The following is a 17,272-nucleotide window of genomic DNA, read 5'->3' as shown; positions in this document are numbered from 1 at the left end:
ATGCACGGTGAGGACTTCCGCGGACCGGACGGTCCCGACCTCGTCGGTGACCCGTTGGCCGGCGAGCGAACCGTCGTCGTCGGCGGCGGCGTCGGCGGGCTGGCGACGGCCCCGTACCTCGCGGCGATGGGTGCCGACGTGACCCTGATCGAGCGCAACGACGACCTCGGCGGCGTCGCGGCCCGTATCGAGGGCGAGGGGTTCCGGTTCGACGCCGGCCCCTCCTGGTACCTCATGCCCGACGTGTTCGAGCGGTACTTCGCCCAGTTCGGCCACGAACCGGACGATTTCTACGCGCTCGAACGGCTCGATCCCCACTACCGGATCCACTGGAAGGACGGTGACGAGGTTGCGGTCCCGGACGACCCCGAGGCGGTCGCGGAGCTCTTCGAGTCCTACGAGCCGGGCGCGGGTGCGGCGTTCCGCGAGTACCTCGACGAGGCGGCCGAGACCTACCGGATCGGGATGGAGCGGTTCGTCTACGAGGACCGGCCCCGGCTCCGGGACTGGGTGGACCTCGACGTGGCCCGTTCCGCCCGCGGGCTGACCTTCCTGGGCTCGATGCAGGACCACGCCGCCGACTACTTCGACCACCCGAAACTCAGGCAACTCGTCCAGTACACGCTCGTGTTCCTCGGTGGCGCGCCCCACAACACCCCCGCACTCTACAACCTCATGGCCCACGTCGACTTCGAACTGGGCGTGTTCTACCCCGAGAACGGCATCTACAGCCTCGTCGAGGCCCTCCGTGACCTCGGGCGCGAACACGGGGTCACGTTCCGGACCGACGAGACCGTCACTGCCATCGACCCCGGACCGCCCGCGACGGTCACGACCGAGCGTGACCGTCTGCGCGCGGATCGCGTGGTCTGTAACGCCAACCCAGCCCACGTCGAGCGCGACCTCTTGCCCACACGGGCGCGTCGGCACGACGACGACTACTGGATCGACCGGACCTACGCCCCCTCGGCGTACATGCTGTACCTGGGCGTCGAAGGCGACGTGGCTCCGCTCGAACACCACACGCTGATCCTCCCCGAGGACTGGGAGCCACACTTCGAGACGATTTTCGACGAGCCGGCCTGGCCCGAGGACCCGGCCTACTACGTGAACGTTCCGTCGCTGACCGACGACGACGCGGCCCCCGAGGGACACCACACCGTCGTCGTCCTCGTCCCCATCGCGCCGGGGCTGGACGACGGTCCCGAAGTCAGAGACCGGTTCCGCGAGCAGGTGCTGGCTGATCTGGCGACACATACCGGCGTCGACCTGCGCGACCGGATCGAATTCGAGGAGACAGCCTGCGTCTCGGAGTTCGCCGAGTGGGTCAACGCGCCACGCGGGACCGCGCTGGGGCTGGCCCACACGCTCCGCCAGACCGGGCCGCTCCGCCCGGGCCACCGGGGTGGTGCCGACGGCCTCTACTACGTCGGCGGGTACACCACGCCGGGCATCGGACTCCCGATGTGTCTGATCAGTGCCGAACACACGGCGACGGCGGTCCGGGAGGACGCCACGGCGCAGTCGCTACTGGGTAGGTTGACGAGCGAATGAGAAGTGGGCCGTTCGGGTCAGGCTTCGGCCGCGAACTGCTCGTCGTACTCGCCCTCGTCGATGCGCTCCTTGAATTTGCGGGGGTCGTTTCCTTCGATGGTGACGCCCAGCGAGGTGCAGGTGCCGACGACTTCCTTGGCGGCGTTTTTCAGGTCGTAGGACAGCAGGTCCGGGTGTTTCTGCTCGGCGATCTGCTTGACCTGATCGACCGACAGGTCGGCGACGAAGTTCTCCTGGGGTTCGCCGCTGCCCGTCTCGAAGCCGGCCTCGTCTTTGACGAGTTCGGCCGTCGGCGGGACGCCGACCTCGATCTCGAAGTCACCCTCGTCGTCGTACTCGACGGTGACGGGGACTTCGGTGCCGTCGAAGGCTTCGGTCTGGTCGTTGATCTCCTGGACGACTGCCTGCACGTCGACGGGCGTCGGGCCGAGTTCCGGGCCGAGCGGCGGTCCGGGGTTGGCCTGCCCGCCAGGGACGAGTACTTCGATGGTTCCAGCCATATCGAACCTATCGTGGAGGCGCGCTTTTAACGGTTGCTTTCCGCGGCCGGCGTGTCGACCGGGCACACGGCGGTCGGACGTGGTCGGCGAGGACAGAGCGGGGGCAGTGGGCGGCGTCGCCCGACTACTGGACCGAAATACCGTTCCGAGAGAGGTACGCGCTCGCTTCCTTGATCTCGACGGGACTGCCGAGGATGCGTACCCCCTGCTCCTCAGAGCGAATCGTTAGCGTAAACCGGTGCTCCAGATCCTCCCGGAGGCCGTCGAGTGCTTCCTCCGGGAGCAGGATCTGCGTACTGTCGCGCAGCAGAGCCGCGTCGGGCATCATCGGGAAAAACGCCATCTCGCCGTATATGTGTATCGAAACAGTCGCCGACACTCGGGTTCGATCGTCGCTGGTGACACTGGGTTTATTCCCGAGCCACTCCGTTCTCAGGGTATGACCGTCTACGAGACCGAGGTGCCCGGCGTGGGCAAGAAGTTCGAGCTCGAGGTCGGCGGCGGGGAGCGGCTGGTCGTCCTCATCCACCACGACGGCAAACGCGAGGTCTACCGCCGGTCCGACCCCGACGCCGACAGCGAGAAACTGTTCTCCGTCGCCGGCAAGCAGGCCCGCCAGCTCGGCTCGATCATCGAGGGCGCGTTCTTCCAGCCCGTCGAGACCGACGAGGTTCAGGTCCCCCTCGGCGACGCCTTCATCGAGTGGCTCGACCTGCACGCCGACTCGGAACTGGCCGGCAAGACGCTGGGCGAGACCGACCTCCGGCAGGAGACGGGCATCTCCGTGCTGGCCGTCCAGCGCGGCGATCACACTCACCCGAACCCCGATTCGGCGTTCGAACTCGCCGGCGGCGACGTGCTGGTCACGCTGGGCACCCGCGAGGAACAGAACAGCCTGGAGGCGATGCTCGGCGGGAGCGACACCGGCGACGCGACCGACAGCGACGAGGGTCAGGACGAATAGATGGCCGTCGCGCTCTACGAGATCGGTATCGCGATCACCGCGCTCGCGGTCGCTGGTTCCCTCGTCCACCGGTTCGGCCTGTCGGTCATCCCCGCCTACATCGTGATCGGCGTCCTCGTGGGCCCGAACTATCCGACCACGCTGGGTGACCTCTCCCCGGTCGCGCTCGGCGCAGTCGGCGACGTGTCCCTGCAACTGGTCTCGAACAGCGACCTCGTCGCTGGCCTGGCCGAACTCGGGATCGTCCTCCTCCTCTTTTTTTTGGGACTGGAGTTCAGCGTCTCCCAGTTGCTCGGGGACGGCCGTCGCATCGCGACCATCGGCGTGATCGACCTGGCACTCAACTTCGGCATCGGCCTCGCACTCGGGTTGGCCTTCGGCTTCGGGCCCGTCGAGACGCTGTTTCTCGCGGGGATCGTCTACATCTCCTCGTCGGCCGTGATCACCAAGTCGATCATCGACGAGGGGTGGGTGGCAAACCCCGAGAGCGGGCCGATCCTCGGCACGCTGGTGTTCGAGGACATCTTCATCGCGATCTATCTGGCCGTCCTCTCGGCGGTGGCGCTCGGCGGCGGCTCGCTGGCGGATGCCGCCGTCTCGGTCGGAACCGCCTTCGCCTTCCTTGGCGTGTTGCTCGCCGCCGCCTGGTACGGGACCGGCGTCGTCGAACGGCTGTTCAGTACTGGCTCGGACGAACTGTTCCTGTTGCGCGTACTCGGTGTGACGACGCTGGTCGCGGGCGTCGCGCTCGTGATGGGTGTCAGCGAGGCCGTCGCGGCCTTCTTCGTCGGCACCGCGTTCAGCGGGACCGACCACACCGAACGCATCGAACACGTCATCGCCCCCTCCCGCGACTTCTTCGCGGCCGTCTTCTTTTTCGCTATCGGGCTGACGACCGACGTGACTCTGCTGGCCGACGTGGCGCTCCTGCTGGTGGTCGCGGTGGTCGTAACGACCGCGAGCAAACTCCTGAGTGGGACCGCCTCGGGCCGAGTGTACGACCTCGACCCCCGACGGTCGCTTCGTGTCGGTCTCGGGATGGTTCCCCGGGGCGAGTTCTCCCTGATCCTCGCGACGCTGGCGGCGACTGCCGGGGGCAACGCCGGAACGCTCGGCGAGGTCGTGCCGGCCTTCGCCGTGGGCTACGTGCTGGTGATGAGTATCGTCGGAACGCTGTTGATCCAGAACGCGAGCGCGATCGAGCGAGTCCGAAAGCTCGCCGTCAGCCCCGAAGCAGGTTCATGACCTCGTCGGCCACGTCGGGTTCGACGGCGACGACGTAGCGTTTCCCGGGGTCGAGGGTGGTGTCCGGGCCGGCGATGCGCTCGCCGTCGTCGTCGGAGACGACGAGCGTCCCCGTCGGGAAGTTGACGTTCGCCAGCCGTTTGCCCGCGGCCGGCGCACCCTCGGCCACCCGAACCTGCACGATGTCGAGGGTCTCGGTCACGTCGCTGATGCTCTCCACGTCGCCACCGATTATCTCGTTCGCGGCCATGCGCGCGCCTGCGCGCTCGGGGAACACGACGGCGTCGACGAACCGGGTGTACTCCTCGCCGCCCAGGCGGTCGACCCGAGCGATGGTCCGGAGGTCGTCGCCGTTCATCTCCGTGGCTTCGAGACAGACGGCGAGGTTCACGCCGGTGTTTTGAGTCAGGCCTGCGATCGCGTCGGCGCGTTCCACGTCGGCCTGTTCGAGGATCGCCGGGTCGGTCGCGTCACCCTGGATGATCGTCGCGACGTACTCGTCGGCCATCGCGTCACAGACGTCCGGGTCACGCTCGACGACGGTGATGTCGTGGCCTCTGTCCGCGAGGATGGCCGTTGTCTGGAAACCGACGCGTCCACCGCCAACGATGATGACGTTCAGGTCCTGAGTCATGTCAGTCGTCCTCCTGTGGAACCGCGTCCGCAGGCGTCCCGGTCCCACCGGTCTCGCCGGCAGACCGCCACCGGTTCAGGCCGAGATAGGCCAGCCCGCCGAGCAGTATCCAGCCGACGCTGAGGACCAGCGCCAGCGGGTCCGTTCGCACCAGATACCAGACGAGCACACCAGTCAGCACGAGGTTCAGCACGATTCCGAGTATCGGCGGCACCGGGTAGTAGGGCATCTCGTACGGTCGTCTCATGTCGGGTCGCTCCCGGCGCAACCGGATGACCGCGCCGTTGACGACGATGAACGAGAGCAGGAAAAACAGGCTGGACATGTTGCCCGCGCTCTCGGTCGGCAGGGCCACGGACCCCAGCATGACGACCGCGCTCGCGAGAATCGCGACGAAGGGCGTCCCGAAGCGATGGTGTAACTGCCCGATGGAGGGGAGCAACTGTCCCTCACGTCCCATCGAAAACGCGACCCGCGAGGACGCGATGACGACGGCGTTCAGTGCGGTCAGCGTCGAGAACACCGCGCCGAAGACGATGATCGCCCCGCCGTTCTGGATCACCGGGAGCCCCGTCGGCATGAATGCCGTGGCCGCCTGTGCGATGCCGGCCTCCCCGGCCTCGGCCAGGCCCTGCGCTCCGAGCGTCCCGACGGCGACCGTGACCACCGCCAGGTAGACCACGACGGTCACGGCGAGGCTCAGGAAGATCGCCTTGGGGATGTTCTCGCGCGGGTTCTCGACCTCCTCCGTCACCGTCGTGATGAGATCGTACCCCTCGAAGGCGATGAAGGTCAGACCCATGGCGGGGAGGATGGCGAAGGCACCGCCGTCCGCGGGGAAAAGTGGCTGAAACTCGGCGGTCGAGAACATCGGCGACAGCGCGCCGAAGGCGACGAAGACGACGAGGATGCCGACCTTCACGAGGGTGAAGATGGTCTCGACGCTCCCGCTGGCCGCAGCCGAGGCGGCGTTCAGCGCGACCAGCGACAGGACCGCGGTGAACGCCAGGCCAACGCTGATCGGGACGGCGGCGTCGAGCAGCGGGAGCGCGACCGCGCCCACCTGATCGGGGGCCGGCGCGAACCCGTAGACGTGGAGCAGTTCGAGGAAGTTGGGGGCGAAACCCAGCGCGTACAGCGCGCCGGCGATCATGTACGCGAACCAGAGCATCCAGCCCATCAGGAACGAACTCAGGTCGTCGAACACCTCGCGGACGAAGGCGTAGCCCCCGCCGCTCTTCGGGATCGCGGAGGCGAGTTCGGCGTAGGAGAGGCCGGTGAAGGCCGTGACGACGCCGTTCAACGCGAACACGGCGATCGCGGCCGGGCCGGCGATCTCCGCGGCCAGGCCGGTCAACACGAAGATGCCCGCGCCGATCATCGCGCCCATGCCGATCATGGTCGCGTCGAGCAGGCCGAGTTCCGCCTCTGGTTTGCGTTCGCCGTGACTGTCGCTACTCATCGATACCCTCCCGGTACCAGTGAGTCCGGATCGGAGCGACAGGCCGGCCGGTTCCGGTGTGCATCCCTCCGTAGCTTGCTCACCCGTGTCGCATAATTCCCCGGCGTCATTCCCAGTCAGTGGGGTCGACGGCCCAACGACGGGGCCCAACGAAAGCGCTTTTGAGTCGCGGTTGCCGACTGTCCCCTAATGGGCCTGGAGGAGGAGATCGAGGAGATCGAGGAGGAGATAGCCGAGACTCCGTACAACAAGTCGACGGAGGCCCACATCGGCCGGCTGAAGTCCAAACTCGCACAGAAAAAAGAGGAACTCGAGAAAAAACAGTCCGGCTCGGGCGGTGGTGGCGGGTACGCCGTCGAGAAACACGGCGACGCCACCGTCGCCCTCGTGGGCTTTCCCAGCGTCGGCAAATCGACGCTGTTGAACGCCCTGACCAACGCCGACAGCGAGGTCGGCGAGTACGAGTTTACGACCCTCGACGTGAACCCCGGCATGCTCCAGTACAACGGCGCGAACATCCAGATGCTGGACGTGCCCGGGCTCATCGAGGGTGCCGCCGAGGGCCGCGGTGACGGGCAAGCGGTCCTCTCGGTCGTCAGGACGGCCGATCTCGTGATCTTCGTCATGGACGTGTTCGAGATCGACCAGTACGCGCGCCTGCGCGAAGAACTATACAAGAACGACGTCCGGGTCGACACGGAACCGCCGCGGGTGACCATCCGCCGGAAGGGGAAAGGCGGCATCGACGTGAACGCCAGCGCCGACCTCGATCTGGACGAGGAGACGATCAAGCAGGTCCTCCGCGACCAGGGGTTCGTCAACGCCAACGTGACCGTCGGCGAACAGGTCGACATCGACCGCCTCATCGACGGCGTGATGGACAACCGGGTCTACCTCCCCTCCATCGAGGTCGTCAACAAGGCTGACCTGATCGAACCCGACTACCTGCCCACCGTCGAGGCGAACCTCCGGGACCACGACATCGACCCCGACGAGGCGGTGTTCATCAGCGCCACGGAGGGGAAGGGGCTGGACGCGCTGAAAGAGCGGATCTGGGACGCGCTCGGGCTGATCCGGATCTACATGGACAAACCGGGTCGGGGCGTCGACTACGACGAGCCGCTCATCCTGCGCTCGGGCGACACCGTCGAGGACGCCTGTGAGAAACTCGGCGGCGAGTTCGAGGAGCGGTTCCGCTTCGCCCGCGTCTCCGGGCCCAGCGCCAAACACGACGAGCAACAGGTGGGTCAGGACCACGAACTCGCCGACGAGGACGTGCTCCGACTCGTGACCCGCAAGTGATGGCCGGGACCGACGGCGGAGAACGGCAACCCGACGAAACTCGGGACGAGGCACGGGAGTCGTCCGGGACTGTTCCCGATGCTGTCCGCCAGTATCGCCGCCTTCCCGTGCTGATCGCCGTCGCCCTCGCGCCCTGGAACGCCGTTCTCACCGACGGATACCTCTCGCTGTTTTTCACGTTCGGCATCGTCAACTTCGATCCCGCGGGCGTCGCGCTGATCACCGACTACTACTTTCGGTTCTCGGCCGCCCGGCCGGAGTACATGAACGCGTGGGGACTGGGCGTCCTGCTCTTTGCGGTGGGCCTGGCGAGTGCGCTCGCCGGACTGGTCTGGCGGGAGGACTCGCGGGTCACGGCGGCGATGTTCGTCTTCGCCGGGTTCGGGCAGTTGCTGTTCGCGCTCGGCTTTTTCGGCCGTCCGGGGCCGTACCTCGCCCTCCCGTTCGGGACGGTCCTGTTGTGGGGGCTCGTCTGGCGGTACTACCGGACGGATCTCCTGTCGATCTTCCGCTACTGAACCCGGCGTCGATATCCTTTTCGGCGCGCCACCCCAGCCAACGGATATGCACGCGACGCTCGACCACACGATGATGCGCGTCGAGGACTTGGAGGAGTCCCTGGACTGGTACCAGTCCCACTTCGACTACGAGGAGTACGGCCGCTGGGAGGCCGACACCTTCACCAACGTCTTCCTCGGCCCGGCGGACAAACACGAGGACGGGGCCCTGCTCGAACTCACCTACAACCACGACGACCGGACCTACGACTTCGGCGACGCGTGGGGGCACGTCGCCGTCCGGTGTGACGACGTGTACGAGGCCTACGACGAACTGATGGACAGCGGCGTCGAGGACTACCGCGACCCCGACTCCTGTGGCGGGCAGTACGCGTTCGTGACCGATCCGGACGGCCACGAGATCGAGATCGTCGAGCGCGACCACGGCGCGAAGTGGAGTCTCGATCACACCATGCTGCGGGTGGCGGACGCCGACGAAGCTATCGGCTGGTTCACCCGGAAACTGGAGTACCAGCTCTTTCGACGGGAGGAGTTCGACGACTTCGCGCTGTATTTCCTCAAGCCCGAGGACGCCGCCCCCGAGGAGATGTCCGTCGAACTCACCTACAACTACGACGGGCGCACGTACGACATCGGCGACGCCTGGGGCCACGTCGCGGTCCAGGCCGACGACCTCCACGAGTTCTGGGGCACACTGCTGACTCGCCACGCCGAAGACTACCGCGATCCCGAGAGCTGTGGCAACCGCTACGCGTTCACGAAGACCATGGACGGCCACGAAGTCGAGGTCGTCACGAACTGATCCGCGAAGGGTCGAATCGGTCCACGATTCCGTCGAAATCGTCGTCGTAACTGCAGATCCGGTCGATTCCCTCCTCTTCACAGAGCGCGACGCTGGCTGCGTCGGTGAAACTGAGCGGCTGATCGTCGTACCGCTCGAAGGCCTCGACCGCGGCGTCGAAGCGGTCCGTCGTGACGTGGAGCATCCGAAACGGAGACGGGAACTCGCCAGCGCCGCGGATTCGTCGCCCGACGCGCTTTGCAGGTTCGAAGTCGTCCGCGCGGGCACGTGTGAGCGTGACTGTTTCGTCGTAGATGTAGTCGCTCACGTAGGGTTGGCCGTACTCTCTTCGGTTGATCGCGTTCACCGCCGCGACCGCCGAGTCGTGTCTGGACGAGCCCTCGTCGTGGTGGGCGTACAGCACGCCGGTATCGACGAGGACGCTCACAGGTGATCCTCCTCGTAGACGAGCTGGTCGATGTCATCCTCGTCGGTCTCGGTCCCGGAGTCGAAGGTGCCTTGATTGAACGTCTCGATCTCCTCGTCGCTCAGCGGGACCGTCCGTTCTCTGAAGGAATCGACGACCTCAGACCTGGTCGCCAGCGCGTGCGTGACGATCCTGTCGAGGAGCTCCTGCTGTGTCACCTTCCGTCCCGTTTCGAGTTTGATCTCGGCTTGCAGTTCTTCCAGTCGGGACTTGGTTTCCTCGTCCATCTTGACGGACGTAGCCATGAGAAACCGTAGTATCTTCTACTGGGTAAATGTTTCTCCACCTGCTGCTGTAACAGACACCGATAACAGTAGGACCACCAGCCGGTGCTCATTGTGGCTCTCGACGGCCACGAAGTCGAGGTCGTCACGAACTGAGAACGAACCGGCTACACGACAGGCTCGGCACCGTACTCTTTGGTGGCCCACTCGAACGTCCGTCCGATCTATCGGTTGGATACTGGGTTCGGTCCGGAAGTCACCAGCTACTGTCCCGACTGCGCGCCAGGCGCGGACGACTGTGAGCCGACCGCTCGTGTCAGACGCCTGTGACACGAACGACTGACACCCTCACATCTGAGGCCAAATCGCCGAAATAGGCGCTCGAAACGGCGATATCTGGGTATGTGGGGCGGTGTCAAGCCGCGTATTTGACCACAAAGCATTTATAATGAGCGCCAGTTGCTCCGTCCGTACCCCTAACTATGGTGACAGTATCGAGTACGGTTTGGCAGTCTCCCCGCGGCGGTCGTGCGGGCCGCGGCTGTCACTCGGGAAAGATGCTGGCACCGCCCGAAAAGCACAAACACAAACTATGACAGGAACACGCGACAAGATTCGCAGTCTGTTCCTCGCGACGCTGATGGTCACGTCGGTATTCGCCGGCTTCATCGCGTTCTCGGGAACGGCTGCAGCGGCTACAAACGCGCAGTTCGGTACCTCCGGGGTCGACGACCCAAGTGGTACTCCGGCTGCAGGCTCAACGGATACCCTCCACGCGGAGGTTGACCTCGAGAGTGACGACAGTTTCCAGCAAGTACAGATTTCGTTCCCGAGCTTCGGGGACGCGTTCAGTAACCTCGACGACAGCGACGTCACCATCTTCATCGATGGGCTTGACAACGTTGAGGACGGTTCGGGGACGTTCAACAACAACAACGACGTGACCGTCGAACAGGTCAGCAACGGTGGTTCGACCATCACCGTCCAGGCCGCCAGCTCCTTCAGCTCAAGCGACCTAGACGTCGGTGACCAGGTCACCGTTCAGCTGGCCACCAATGTCCAGTTCCCGAGCGACGGTGACTACGGTGGTACCGTCGACATCAATCCGCAGAGCTCCGGTCGGACCGCGTCCGGTCTTCTGACGGTTGGTTCCGGTGGCATCGCAGCCCAGGAAGACACCAACCCGACCGAGCGACAGAACGACCAGTACGACGAGACGCTCACCTCCGGTGACACCTACTGGCAGGGCCAGCGCCTCGTCATCAAAAAGACCGACCTGGCCAACCAGCAGGTCGACATTCGCGAGACCGAGTCCGCCGACGGCGGTGGCGAACGCATCCCGTCCGGCTCTCTTGTCCAAGAGGTATCCCTCGACAGCAACGGTGAAGCCATAATCAGCACCGAAAACCTCGAAGGGACGTACGCGATCACCGACGGACAAGGTAACAATAACGTCATCCACTTCGACAACGACGGTATTGCAGGCAACAGCGACTACAGTGCAGCAGGCGGCGACGAATTCGATAGTGACGGTACGGTCGATACCAGCCAAGTCGCTAGTGGTGGCGAAATCAACACTGTCGTCCAGGCTGCTTCCTTCTCCGTCACGTCCCAGAACGTGAACGTCGGCTTCCAGTCCGACTCCTCGGCACAGGAAGAGATCTACCTCGAGGCCGACTCCGCACGGACCGGCTACCAGCTGCTGGTTACGGCTGACGGTCTCGACGACAGCGAAATCACCCAGGTCTTCGACGACGAGTTCGAAGACGGTGACGACGACAACTCGCTCACCGGCATCAAGGACGCGAGCGATCTGAACGGTGTCAGCGGTGACGGTGTCCTGTTCAACGGTACGAGCAGTGACTCCAACATCACGGCCAACTTCTCGGACATCGACGTTGGCGACTACGAGTTCGAGTTCGAGGTCACGGACACCGGTGTCACGGACGCCTCGACCGTCACGGTCGAAGAAGAAGAAGACGTTGAGGCGACCATCCTCCGCGGTGGCGTCTCCACGGCCGCACAGGGTGACTACGCTGTCATCCCGATCCGGCTCGAGGAGACCGACACCGCGACGGTCAACCTCGGCTTCAACGACGTCAACTTCAACGCCACGTTCGACATCGAGGACGGTAACGACGACAATATCGTCACGGTCAACGTCAACACCTACCTCGCGGGTCGGAACGACGACCTCCCGAGTTACCTCAATAGCTTCGTCCAGACCTCGGGTGGCGTGAACTTCAACACCCTCGCGTCCGGCACCGAAGCCGAACGGAACACACGAGCGAACCTCTCGCTCACGTACGCCGTCACGGCCGACGACAACGAGGACGAAGTCTCGGTCACGGGCATGCGTCCGCTCGGTCAGGACGGTAACCTGCCCGATGCCGGTATCGACGGCCCGATGGAACCTGCACAGTACGATGTCAACGTTACCAAGGACGGTAGCGAACTCGACGTCGGTACGGTCCAAATCGTCGAACCGCAGGTCTCCGGCATCACCAGCTGGACGATGCCCGGCGACGCCTTCTCCGACGTGGACGAAGACGAACCCGCGGAGATCTACGAATTCGCCAACGCTGGCGAACTGACCACGGACAACTCCATCGCGGAGGACGACGTCCTGGTCTATCAGGTTCAGTCGACCAGCATGTTCGGCGCCCTGAAGATCGTCGAGGATCAGACCTCCGACGACTTCGCCGAGGCGTTCAACACGATCACGAACTACGACGAGAGCGGCGACTACAAGTTCAGCGTCGTGCAGACCGAAGGCACGACGGCCGCGAACCAGCAGGAGAAGGAGCTGCTCCTGGGCGCCACCACCGGTAACGGCATGAAGGTCGTTCCGGACGAGCGCAACTCCTCGGTGTTCGTCGTCGTCGACGAAGCCAACGCGCAGCTGATCCGTCAGGATCTCTCGGACAGCGTTCCGAGTCCCAGCGCCGCCAGCCTCGGAATGGTTGACGGTGAGGACTACGTCGCCAACTGGACTACCTTCGAGGACTCCGACATCGGTGACGAGACGCAGACCGTCACCGACGAGGCGGCCATCGTCGAGCAGTCCATCGACTTCGACACTGACCAGGGTGACGTCATCCGCGTCGCCGCCGCACAGGGTCAGGTCATCTCGGGCTCCACGAGCGTCGCACCCGGGACGGAGCTGAACATCCGGCTCCGCTCCACGGGCGACAGTCCGTTCCTCGAGGACCCGACGGCGATCGTCTCCGGGAACGGCACGTTCAGCACCACGGTCGATCTCTCCGACCGCGCACAGAACGCGTCGTTCGTCGCAAACGCGCAGGGCTTCGACGATGACTACGACACCCCCGGTGTCATCGGCAGCGCGCCGACGGCACAGGTCACCTTCGACGACCAGGAAGTCAGTGACGGTACCGTCGAAGTGACTGGCACGATGTCGGAAGGTGGCTTCATCGCCATCCACTCCGGCTCGGCCAGCGGTGAAATCATCGGCAACTCCGAGTACCTCAGTCCGGGCGAATTCACGACGGAAGTCGAGATCAGCCCGCTCTCCGGAAACACCACGCTCGTGGCCATGGCGCACCTGGACACGAACGGTAACGAGGCCTTCGACTTCGCCGGCTCTGGCACTGCGGACGGTCCGTACGTCCTGAACGGCTCGGCCGTGATCGACTCCGCGACGATCTCGCCCGAGACCACGGACACGCCGGACACGGACACGCCGGACATGGACACGGACACGCCGGAACCGGAAACCGACGCACCTGCCACTGAAGAGCCCGCAGAGACGACCACCCAGACTGGGCCCGGCTTCACCGCCGTGCTCGCACTGGTCGCACTGGTCGCCGCTGCGCTGCTCGCAGTCCGTCGCCGCGACTAACTACCGGAATTCCTTCCGGCCCTAACTGACGCTTTTCTTTCGACGCTACTCGGGTAGCGACAGCGCCGCTCCGTGACCGCGGCGGTACCGAACCAGCCCGCAGTCGTGTACCGGCCGCTCCAGCAACGACAAGACATATGACCGACTTGGCCGTACGATTGCCTGAATGATCGAGACGGTGCTGGGCGTCCTGGAGTGGTTCACGCAGTGGTCGGACCCGTTGGCGTGGCTGGTGGTCGCGACGTTCGCTGCTGGCGCAGTCCTCGACTGGTACGACCTGCACCGTGACGTTGCCCGGACCGTCACCGTCGCCGCCTGGGGGCTCTTTGCCTTTTTTTGGTTCACCCAGATCTACCACTTCGCGTTCGTGCAGAAGAGCATCGTCGAGGGGATCGGGACGCTGATCGCGGTCCCGGGCTGTCTGTACGTCGCACTCTTGCTCCGACGGGGTCGTGACTCGCTGTTCGTCCTCTCGCGAGCCATCGCGGTGATGGGGGCGGTCTTCCTGCCCTTCGAGGCGATTCTCGTCCTGCAGGAAGTTCTCATCGAGATGGTCACCCGGCAGACGGAGTTCCTGATGAGCCTGCTGGGCTATCAGCCCGGGGTCGTTCTCGGGAGCGCCATCGATTCGAGCCACGAACCGTTCCGGAACACGTTCGTCTTCAACCCCGAACCGGGCTACCGGATCACGTACACGATCATCATCGCGTGCACCGGCATCGGGAGTATGGCCATCTTCGTGGGGTTGATCGCGGCCGTACGCGCACCGCTCCGGCGGAAATTCCGCGCGCTGGCGATCTCGATCCCCGTGATCTACGCGCTCAACCTGGTCCGGAACGTGTTCATCGGGCTCTCCTTCGGCAACATGAAGATGCAGTTGGTCCCGGAACTGACCGCCAGCGTGTTCGCGTTCGACCTGGCGGCGGACCCGGGACTGGTGTCGTACTACTGGGCCGACCGGATCCTCGCCCAGAGCGGGTCCGTCCTCGCGCTGGTCGCGATTACGTGGCTGGTCGTGCGGGAACTCCCCGAGGTGCTGATCGTCATCGAGGACCTGCTGTACATGGCCACTGGAAGCGAGTACGACCTGCGGGGGGCACTCGGTGCCGCCCCGGTCCGTGCCGACGGCGAGTGAGCTAGATCGTCCGCGCTTCGACGAGTGTCTCGGGGGCCCCGGCCAGTTCGACCAGTGCGTCCCGTTCGAGCAGGTGGAGGTCCCCGGGGAGGACGAGCAGGTGCAACGGGGGGCCGAAGTCCCGGTCGGCCAGCGCGGCGAGGTCGTCGGCGACGACGGTGGGGTCCGGACTGCCGGCCTGGCAGACGGCGACGGCGAGGCGGTCGTCGTACTCGGTCGCGAGCAGGTCGGCGGCGGTGTCGGCGGTCATGTAGTCACCGTCGGCGGCCTTGATGTCGAGGTAGACGAGTGTGTGGAGGCCCCGATCCGCGTTGTCGGCGACGGTTTCGACGAGGCTGTCGGGGACCCCGTCGCCGCCGTGTGCGCGCTCGAAGGGGAGCGTCGTCGCTTTCCCGAAGCGGTAGTTCTGGAGACCGGTGAGCGAACTCGCGGCGGTCTGTGCGGTCGTGCCGTGGACGACATCGGTCTCGATGCCGCGGTCGTGGGCGCGCAGTCGGAGGTCGACGTGGGTGGTCGAGATCATCGGGTCGCCGGCGGTCAGAAAGACGGCGTCCCCCTCGGCCGCGGCGTCGAGGATCGGGTCGGGGTCCTGTTCGACGCCGGCGCGGTCGCGGACCTCGATGTCGAGGCCGTGGTGGGCCTCCAGCTCCGGGATGGTGGTGCCGACGAGGTTGGAGGTGTAGAACTCGGCGAACGCCCGGTCGGCGTCGCGGAGCCGTTCCTGGCCCGCGACGGTGATCGAGCGCTCGTCGTACAGTCCGAGACCGACGAACGTGAGCATACCACTGCTGGGCGGGCGGCGCGGTTAAACGGCCCGGCATGGAACCGAAGGCTTACCGCCCGCGGTGGCCCACGGACAGACATGTCGGTGCCATGCGTGCGTGTCGCCCGCGAGGACGGCGAGCGTGCCCGCCAGGACCTCGCGGCCGCCGAGTTGATCGACGACACTCACGGGATCGAACACGCCGACGGGTGGCTGTACATCCCCGTCGTCGACCCGGTCGCCGTGCCCGACGAGTTCGAGGTGGTCGATCACGATGCACCCGTCCGCGAGACACAGACGATGCCCGCGGAGCTGGTCGACTTCGACGTCTCCTACGAACGGATCGGCGACGCGGCGATCGTCGACGAGGACGACGACGAGCGCGCACGCGCGCTGGCCGACGCCATCGTCGAGTCGGCACTGCCGGTCCACACCGTGTTGAACCGCGCCTCGAAGGTCAAGGGCGACCTCCGGGTCAGAGACTGGGAGGTGCTAGCCGGTGACGGGAACGCCACGGAGACGGTTCACCGCGAGTACGGCTGTGAGTTCGCGGTCGATCTCGCCGAGGTGTACTTCTCGCCGCGGCTGGCGACCGAACGCCACCGGGTCGCCAGACAGGTCCAGGAGGGCGAGCGCGCGTTCGACATGTTCGCGGGCGTCGGCCCGTTCGTGATCCCGTTTGCGGAACGTGGGGCCGAGACCGTCGGCGTCGATCTCAACGGGACGGCCATCGAGTACCTCCGGGAGAACGCCCGTCGTAACGGCGTCGCGGATCGGGTGACGGCCATCGAGGGGGACGTCCGAGACGTAGTCTCGGGCTCGTCACGAGCGCAGCGAAGTGACGGTGTTCGCGAGGTGGCCGGCGAGTACGAGGGGTGGGCCGACCGGATCGTGATGAACCTGCCTCACAGCGCCGACGAGTTCCTCGACACGGCGGTGGCGCTGGCGGGCGACGAGGCAGTCCTGCACTACTACGACATCCAGCACGAGGAGGATCCCTACGGCCCCGGCGAGCGGGCGATCAGGGCGGCGGCCGAACCGGCGTACGACGTGACGGTCGAAACGCGTCACACGGTGCGGTCGTACGCCCCACACGAACTCAACGTCGTGCTGGACGTGCGATTGACGCGGTGAGCCGCTCCGATTCGCAACCCTTATTGCGGTTATGCACCCACAGTCTGATACACGCAGACACGTGCCGGTGTCCTGCAGAGCAGAGCGATGTAGGACTCGGCAGACGACCAAAACGAGTCTGCCGGTGTAGCTCAGACTGGCTAGAGCGATTCCTTCGTAAGGAATAGGCCGAGGGTTCAAATCCCTCCACCGGCTTACCTTCTCGGAACAGCGCAAATGGATAGACAGCGGCCCGCTTACTTAATTATTCTGCTGGCGAAGGAAGCAATTTGCCCATGCTACACAGACAATATTGCCTGTTTGTTTCGATGCAAATGATTGCTCCGAGGGCACTGGTGCCTCGCGTTCCTGATGTTTACAGGAATTAATCTACTCGCCATTTATCGTCATCAAAATACAATTTATGAGTGACAAAATCCAGAACGAAGATACCCAGTCTGTATCCTTGCTTGCTACGAGAGATGAATGCTGTCAAGATAGCAATAGCGACTGCTCCTCTTTTTAGGGCTGCACTCGTGTTCCAGGCATGATAAAGTTCTAACCGCTCAATCGGGTCATCTCGGTGTTTTACACTCTCATAGGCTGTGTTGAATCGCCATACTGCGATGGAATTCACTGTTTCACAGCCCGCTTGATGTTATAGACGACACACATCAGAGCGATTTCTCGGAACTCACGGAACCACGAACGCGCTCGCACGGCGAAGC

At 64.9% G+C, this 17,272-nt stretch carries 16 protein-coding genes, 1 tRNA gene and 1 pseudogene; 10 read left to right on the top strand and 8 right to left on the bottom strand.

Annotated features, from left to right (window positions below; translation table 11 throughout):
* The gene (locus MU521_RS08905) at positions 1–1,554 is read left to right on the top strand and encodes a phytoene desaturase family protein (protein ID WP_092691464.1); all 1,554 of its coding nucleotides are present in this window, start codon (positions 1–3) and stop codon (positions 1,552–1,554) included.
* Between the two features lie 17 nt (positions 1,555–1,571).
* On the opposite strand, the gene MU521_RS08900 is transcribed toward MU521_RS08905, so the two are convergent.
* Positions 1,572–2,054 carry a 50S ribosomal protein L11 gene (locus MU521_RS08900; protein WP_092691461.1) on the bottom strand — a complete coding sequence of 161 codons (483 nt, stop codon included), beginning with the start codon at positions 2,052–2,054 and terminating at the stop codon, positions 1,572–1,574.
* Between the two features lie 124 nt (positions 2,055–2,178).
* Complete coding sequence (locus MU521_RS08895; RefSeq protein ID WP_092692014.1) at positions 2,179–2,379, bottom strand: VNG_1110C family protein; 201 nt, start codon at positions 2,377–2,379, stop codon at positions 2,179–2,181.
* Positions 2,380–2,493: 114 nt separating this feature from the next.
* On the opposite strand from MU521_RS08895, the gene MU521_RS08890 reads away from it, so the two are divergent.
* A complete protein-coding gene (locus tag MU521_RS08890) occupies positions 2,494–3,018 on the top strand; it encodes a cation:proton antiporter regulatory subunit (protein ID WP_092691458.1) in 525 nt (174 codons plus the stop codon).
* Positions 3,019–4,263: a cation:proton antiporter gene (locus MU521_RS08885; RefSeq protein WP_092691455.1), complete on the top strand. Its 1,245-nt coding sequence runs from the start codon at positions 3,019–3,021 to the stop codon at positions 4,261–4,263.
* On the opposite strand, the gene MU521_RS08880 is transcribed toward MU521_RS08885, so the two are convergent.
* Both MU521_RS08880 and MU521_RS08875 read right to left on the bottom strand, forming a co-directional pair.
* Complete coding sequence (locus tag MU521_RS08880; RefSeq protein WP_092691453.1) at positions 4,241–4,897, bottom strand: potassium channel family protein; 657 nt, start codon at positions 4,895–4,897, stop codon at positions 4,241–4,243. The two genes, MU521_RS08885 and MU521_RS08880, sit on opposite strands and share 23 nt — an antisense overlap.
* 1 nt (position 4,898) lies before the next feature.
* Positions 4,899–6,359: an APC family permease gene (locus MU521_RS08875; protein ID WP_092691451.1), complete on the bottom strand. Its 1,461-nt coding sequence runs from the start codon at positions 6,357–6,359 to the stop codon at positions 4,899–4,901.
* 189 nt (positions 6,360–6,548) lie between these two features.
* Here MU521_RS08875 and MU521_RS08870 point away from each other — a divergent pair, with 189 nt between their 5' ends.
* The 3 genes from MU521_RS08870 to MU521_RS08860 are packed head-to-tail and all read left to right on the top strand — an operon-like array spanning position 6,549 to position 8,981.
* On the top strand, positions 6,549–7,661 hold the full coding sequence (locus MU521_RS08870; protein ID WP_092691448.1) for an OBG GTPase family GTP-binding protein: 1,113 nt from the start codon (positions 6,549–6,551) through the stop codon (positions 7,659–7,661).
* Positions 7,661–8,179, top strand: a complete 519-nt coding sequence (locus tag MU521_RS08865) for a TIGR04206 family protein (protein WP_092691446.1) — start codon at positions 7,661–7,663, stop codon at positions 8,177–8,179. The genes MU521_RS08870 and MU521_RS08865 overlap by 1 nt, the downstream gene beginning before the upstream one ends.
* A 46-nt stretch (positions 8,180–8,225) precedes the next feature.
* Positions 8,226–8,981 (top strand): VOC family protein, encoded by a 756-nt coding sequence (locus MU521_RS08860; RefSeq protein ID WP_092691443.1) that lies wholly within the window; start codon positions 8,226–8,228, stop codon positions 8,979–8,981.
* On the opposite strand, the gene MU521_RS08855 is transcribed toward MU521_RS08860, so the two are convergent.
* Positions 8,971–9,408, bottom strand: coding sequence for a type II toxin-antitoxin system VapC family toxin (locus tag MU521_RS08855; RefSeq protein WP_092691440.1), 438 nt, complete (start codon positions 9,406–9,408; stop codon positions 8,971–8,973). The genes MU521_RS08860 and MU521_RS08855 overlap by 11 nt on opposite strands.
* Positions 9,405–9,692: a hypothetical protein gene (locus MU521_RS08850; RefSeq protein WP_092691438.1), complete on the bottom strand. Its 288-nt coding sequence runs from the start codon at positions 9,690–9,692 to the stop codon at positions 9,405–9,407. Before MU521_RS08850 ends, MU521_RS08855 begins: the two co-directional genes overlap by 4 nt.
* A 571-nt stretch (positions 9,693–10,263) precedes the next feature.
* On the opposite strand from MU521_RS08850, the gene MU521_RS08845 reads away from it, so the two are divergent.
* Positions 10,264–13,533, top strand: a complete 3,270-nt coding sequence (locus tag MU521_RS08845) for a DUF7282 domain-containing protein (protein ID WP_175452854.1) — start codon at positions 10,264–10,266, stop codon at positions 13,531–13,533.
* Positions 13,534–13,699: 166 nt separating this feature from the next.
* The gene (gene artA, locus MU521_RS08840; protein WP_092691435.1) at positions 13,700–14,668 is read left to right on the top strand and encodes an archaeosortase A; all 969 of its coding nucleotides are present in this window, start codon (positions 13,700–13,702) and stop codon (positions 14,666–14,668) included.
* A 1-nt stretch (position 14,669) separates the two neighbouring features.
* On the opposite strand, the gene dph5 is transcribed toward artA, so the two are convergent.
* Complete coding sequence (gene dph5, locus MU521_RS08835; protein WP_092691433.1) at positions 14,670–15,449, bottom strand: diphthine synthase; 780 nt, start codon at positions 15,447–15,449, stop codon at positions 14,670–14,672.
* A gap of 81 nt (positions 15,450–15,530) precedes the next feature.
* Here dph5 and MU521_RS08830 point away from each other — a divergent pair, with 81 nt between their 5' ends.
* Both MU521_RS08830 and MU521_RS08825 read left to right on the top strand, forming a co-directional pair.
* Positions 15,531–16,565: a class I SAM-dependent methyltransferase gene (locus MU521_RS08830; RefSeq protein ID WP_092691430.1), complete on the top strand. Its 1,035-nt coding sequence runs from the start codon at positions 15,531–15,533 to the stop codon at positions 16,563–16,565.
* Positions 16,566–16,685: 120 nt separating this feature from the next.
* Positions 16,686–16,760 (top strand) — tRNA-Thr (locus tag MU521_RS08825).
* Positions 16,761–17,177: 417 nt separating this feature from the next.
* Here the strand turns inward: MU521_RS08825 and MU521_RS08820 are convergent.
* Positions 17,178–17,272: pseudogene (locus MU521_RS08820) on the bottom strand (IS5/IS1182 family transposase); the annotation flags it as partial.

It is taken from the genome of Halorientalis regularis (genome assembly GCF_023698535.1).
In the GTDB taxonomy this organism is placed as follows: domain Archaea; phylum Halobacteriota; class Halobacteria; order Halobacteriales; family Haloarculaceae; genus Halorientalis; species Halorientalis regularis.
Note: the sequence above shows the minus strand (reverse complement) of the source record. Positions and strands in the feature narration are given on the sequence as shown.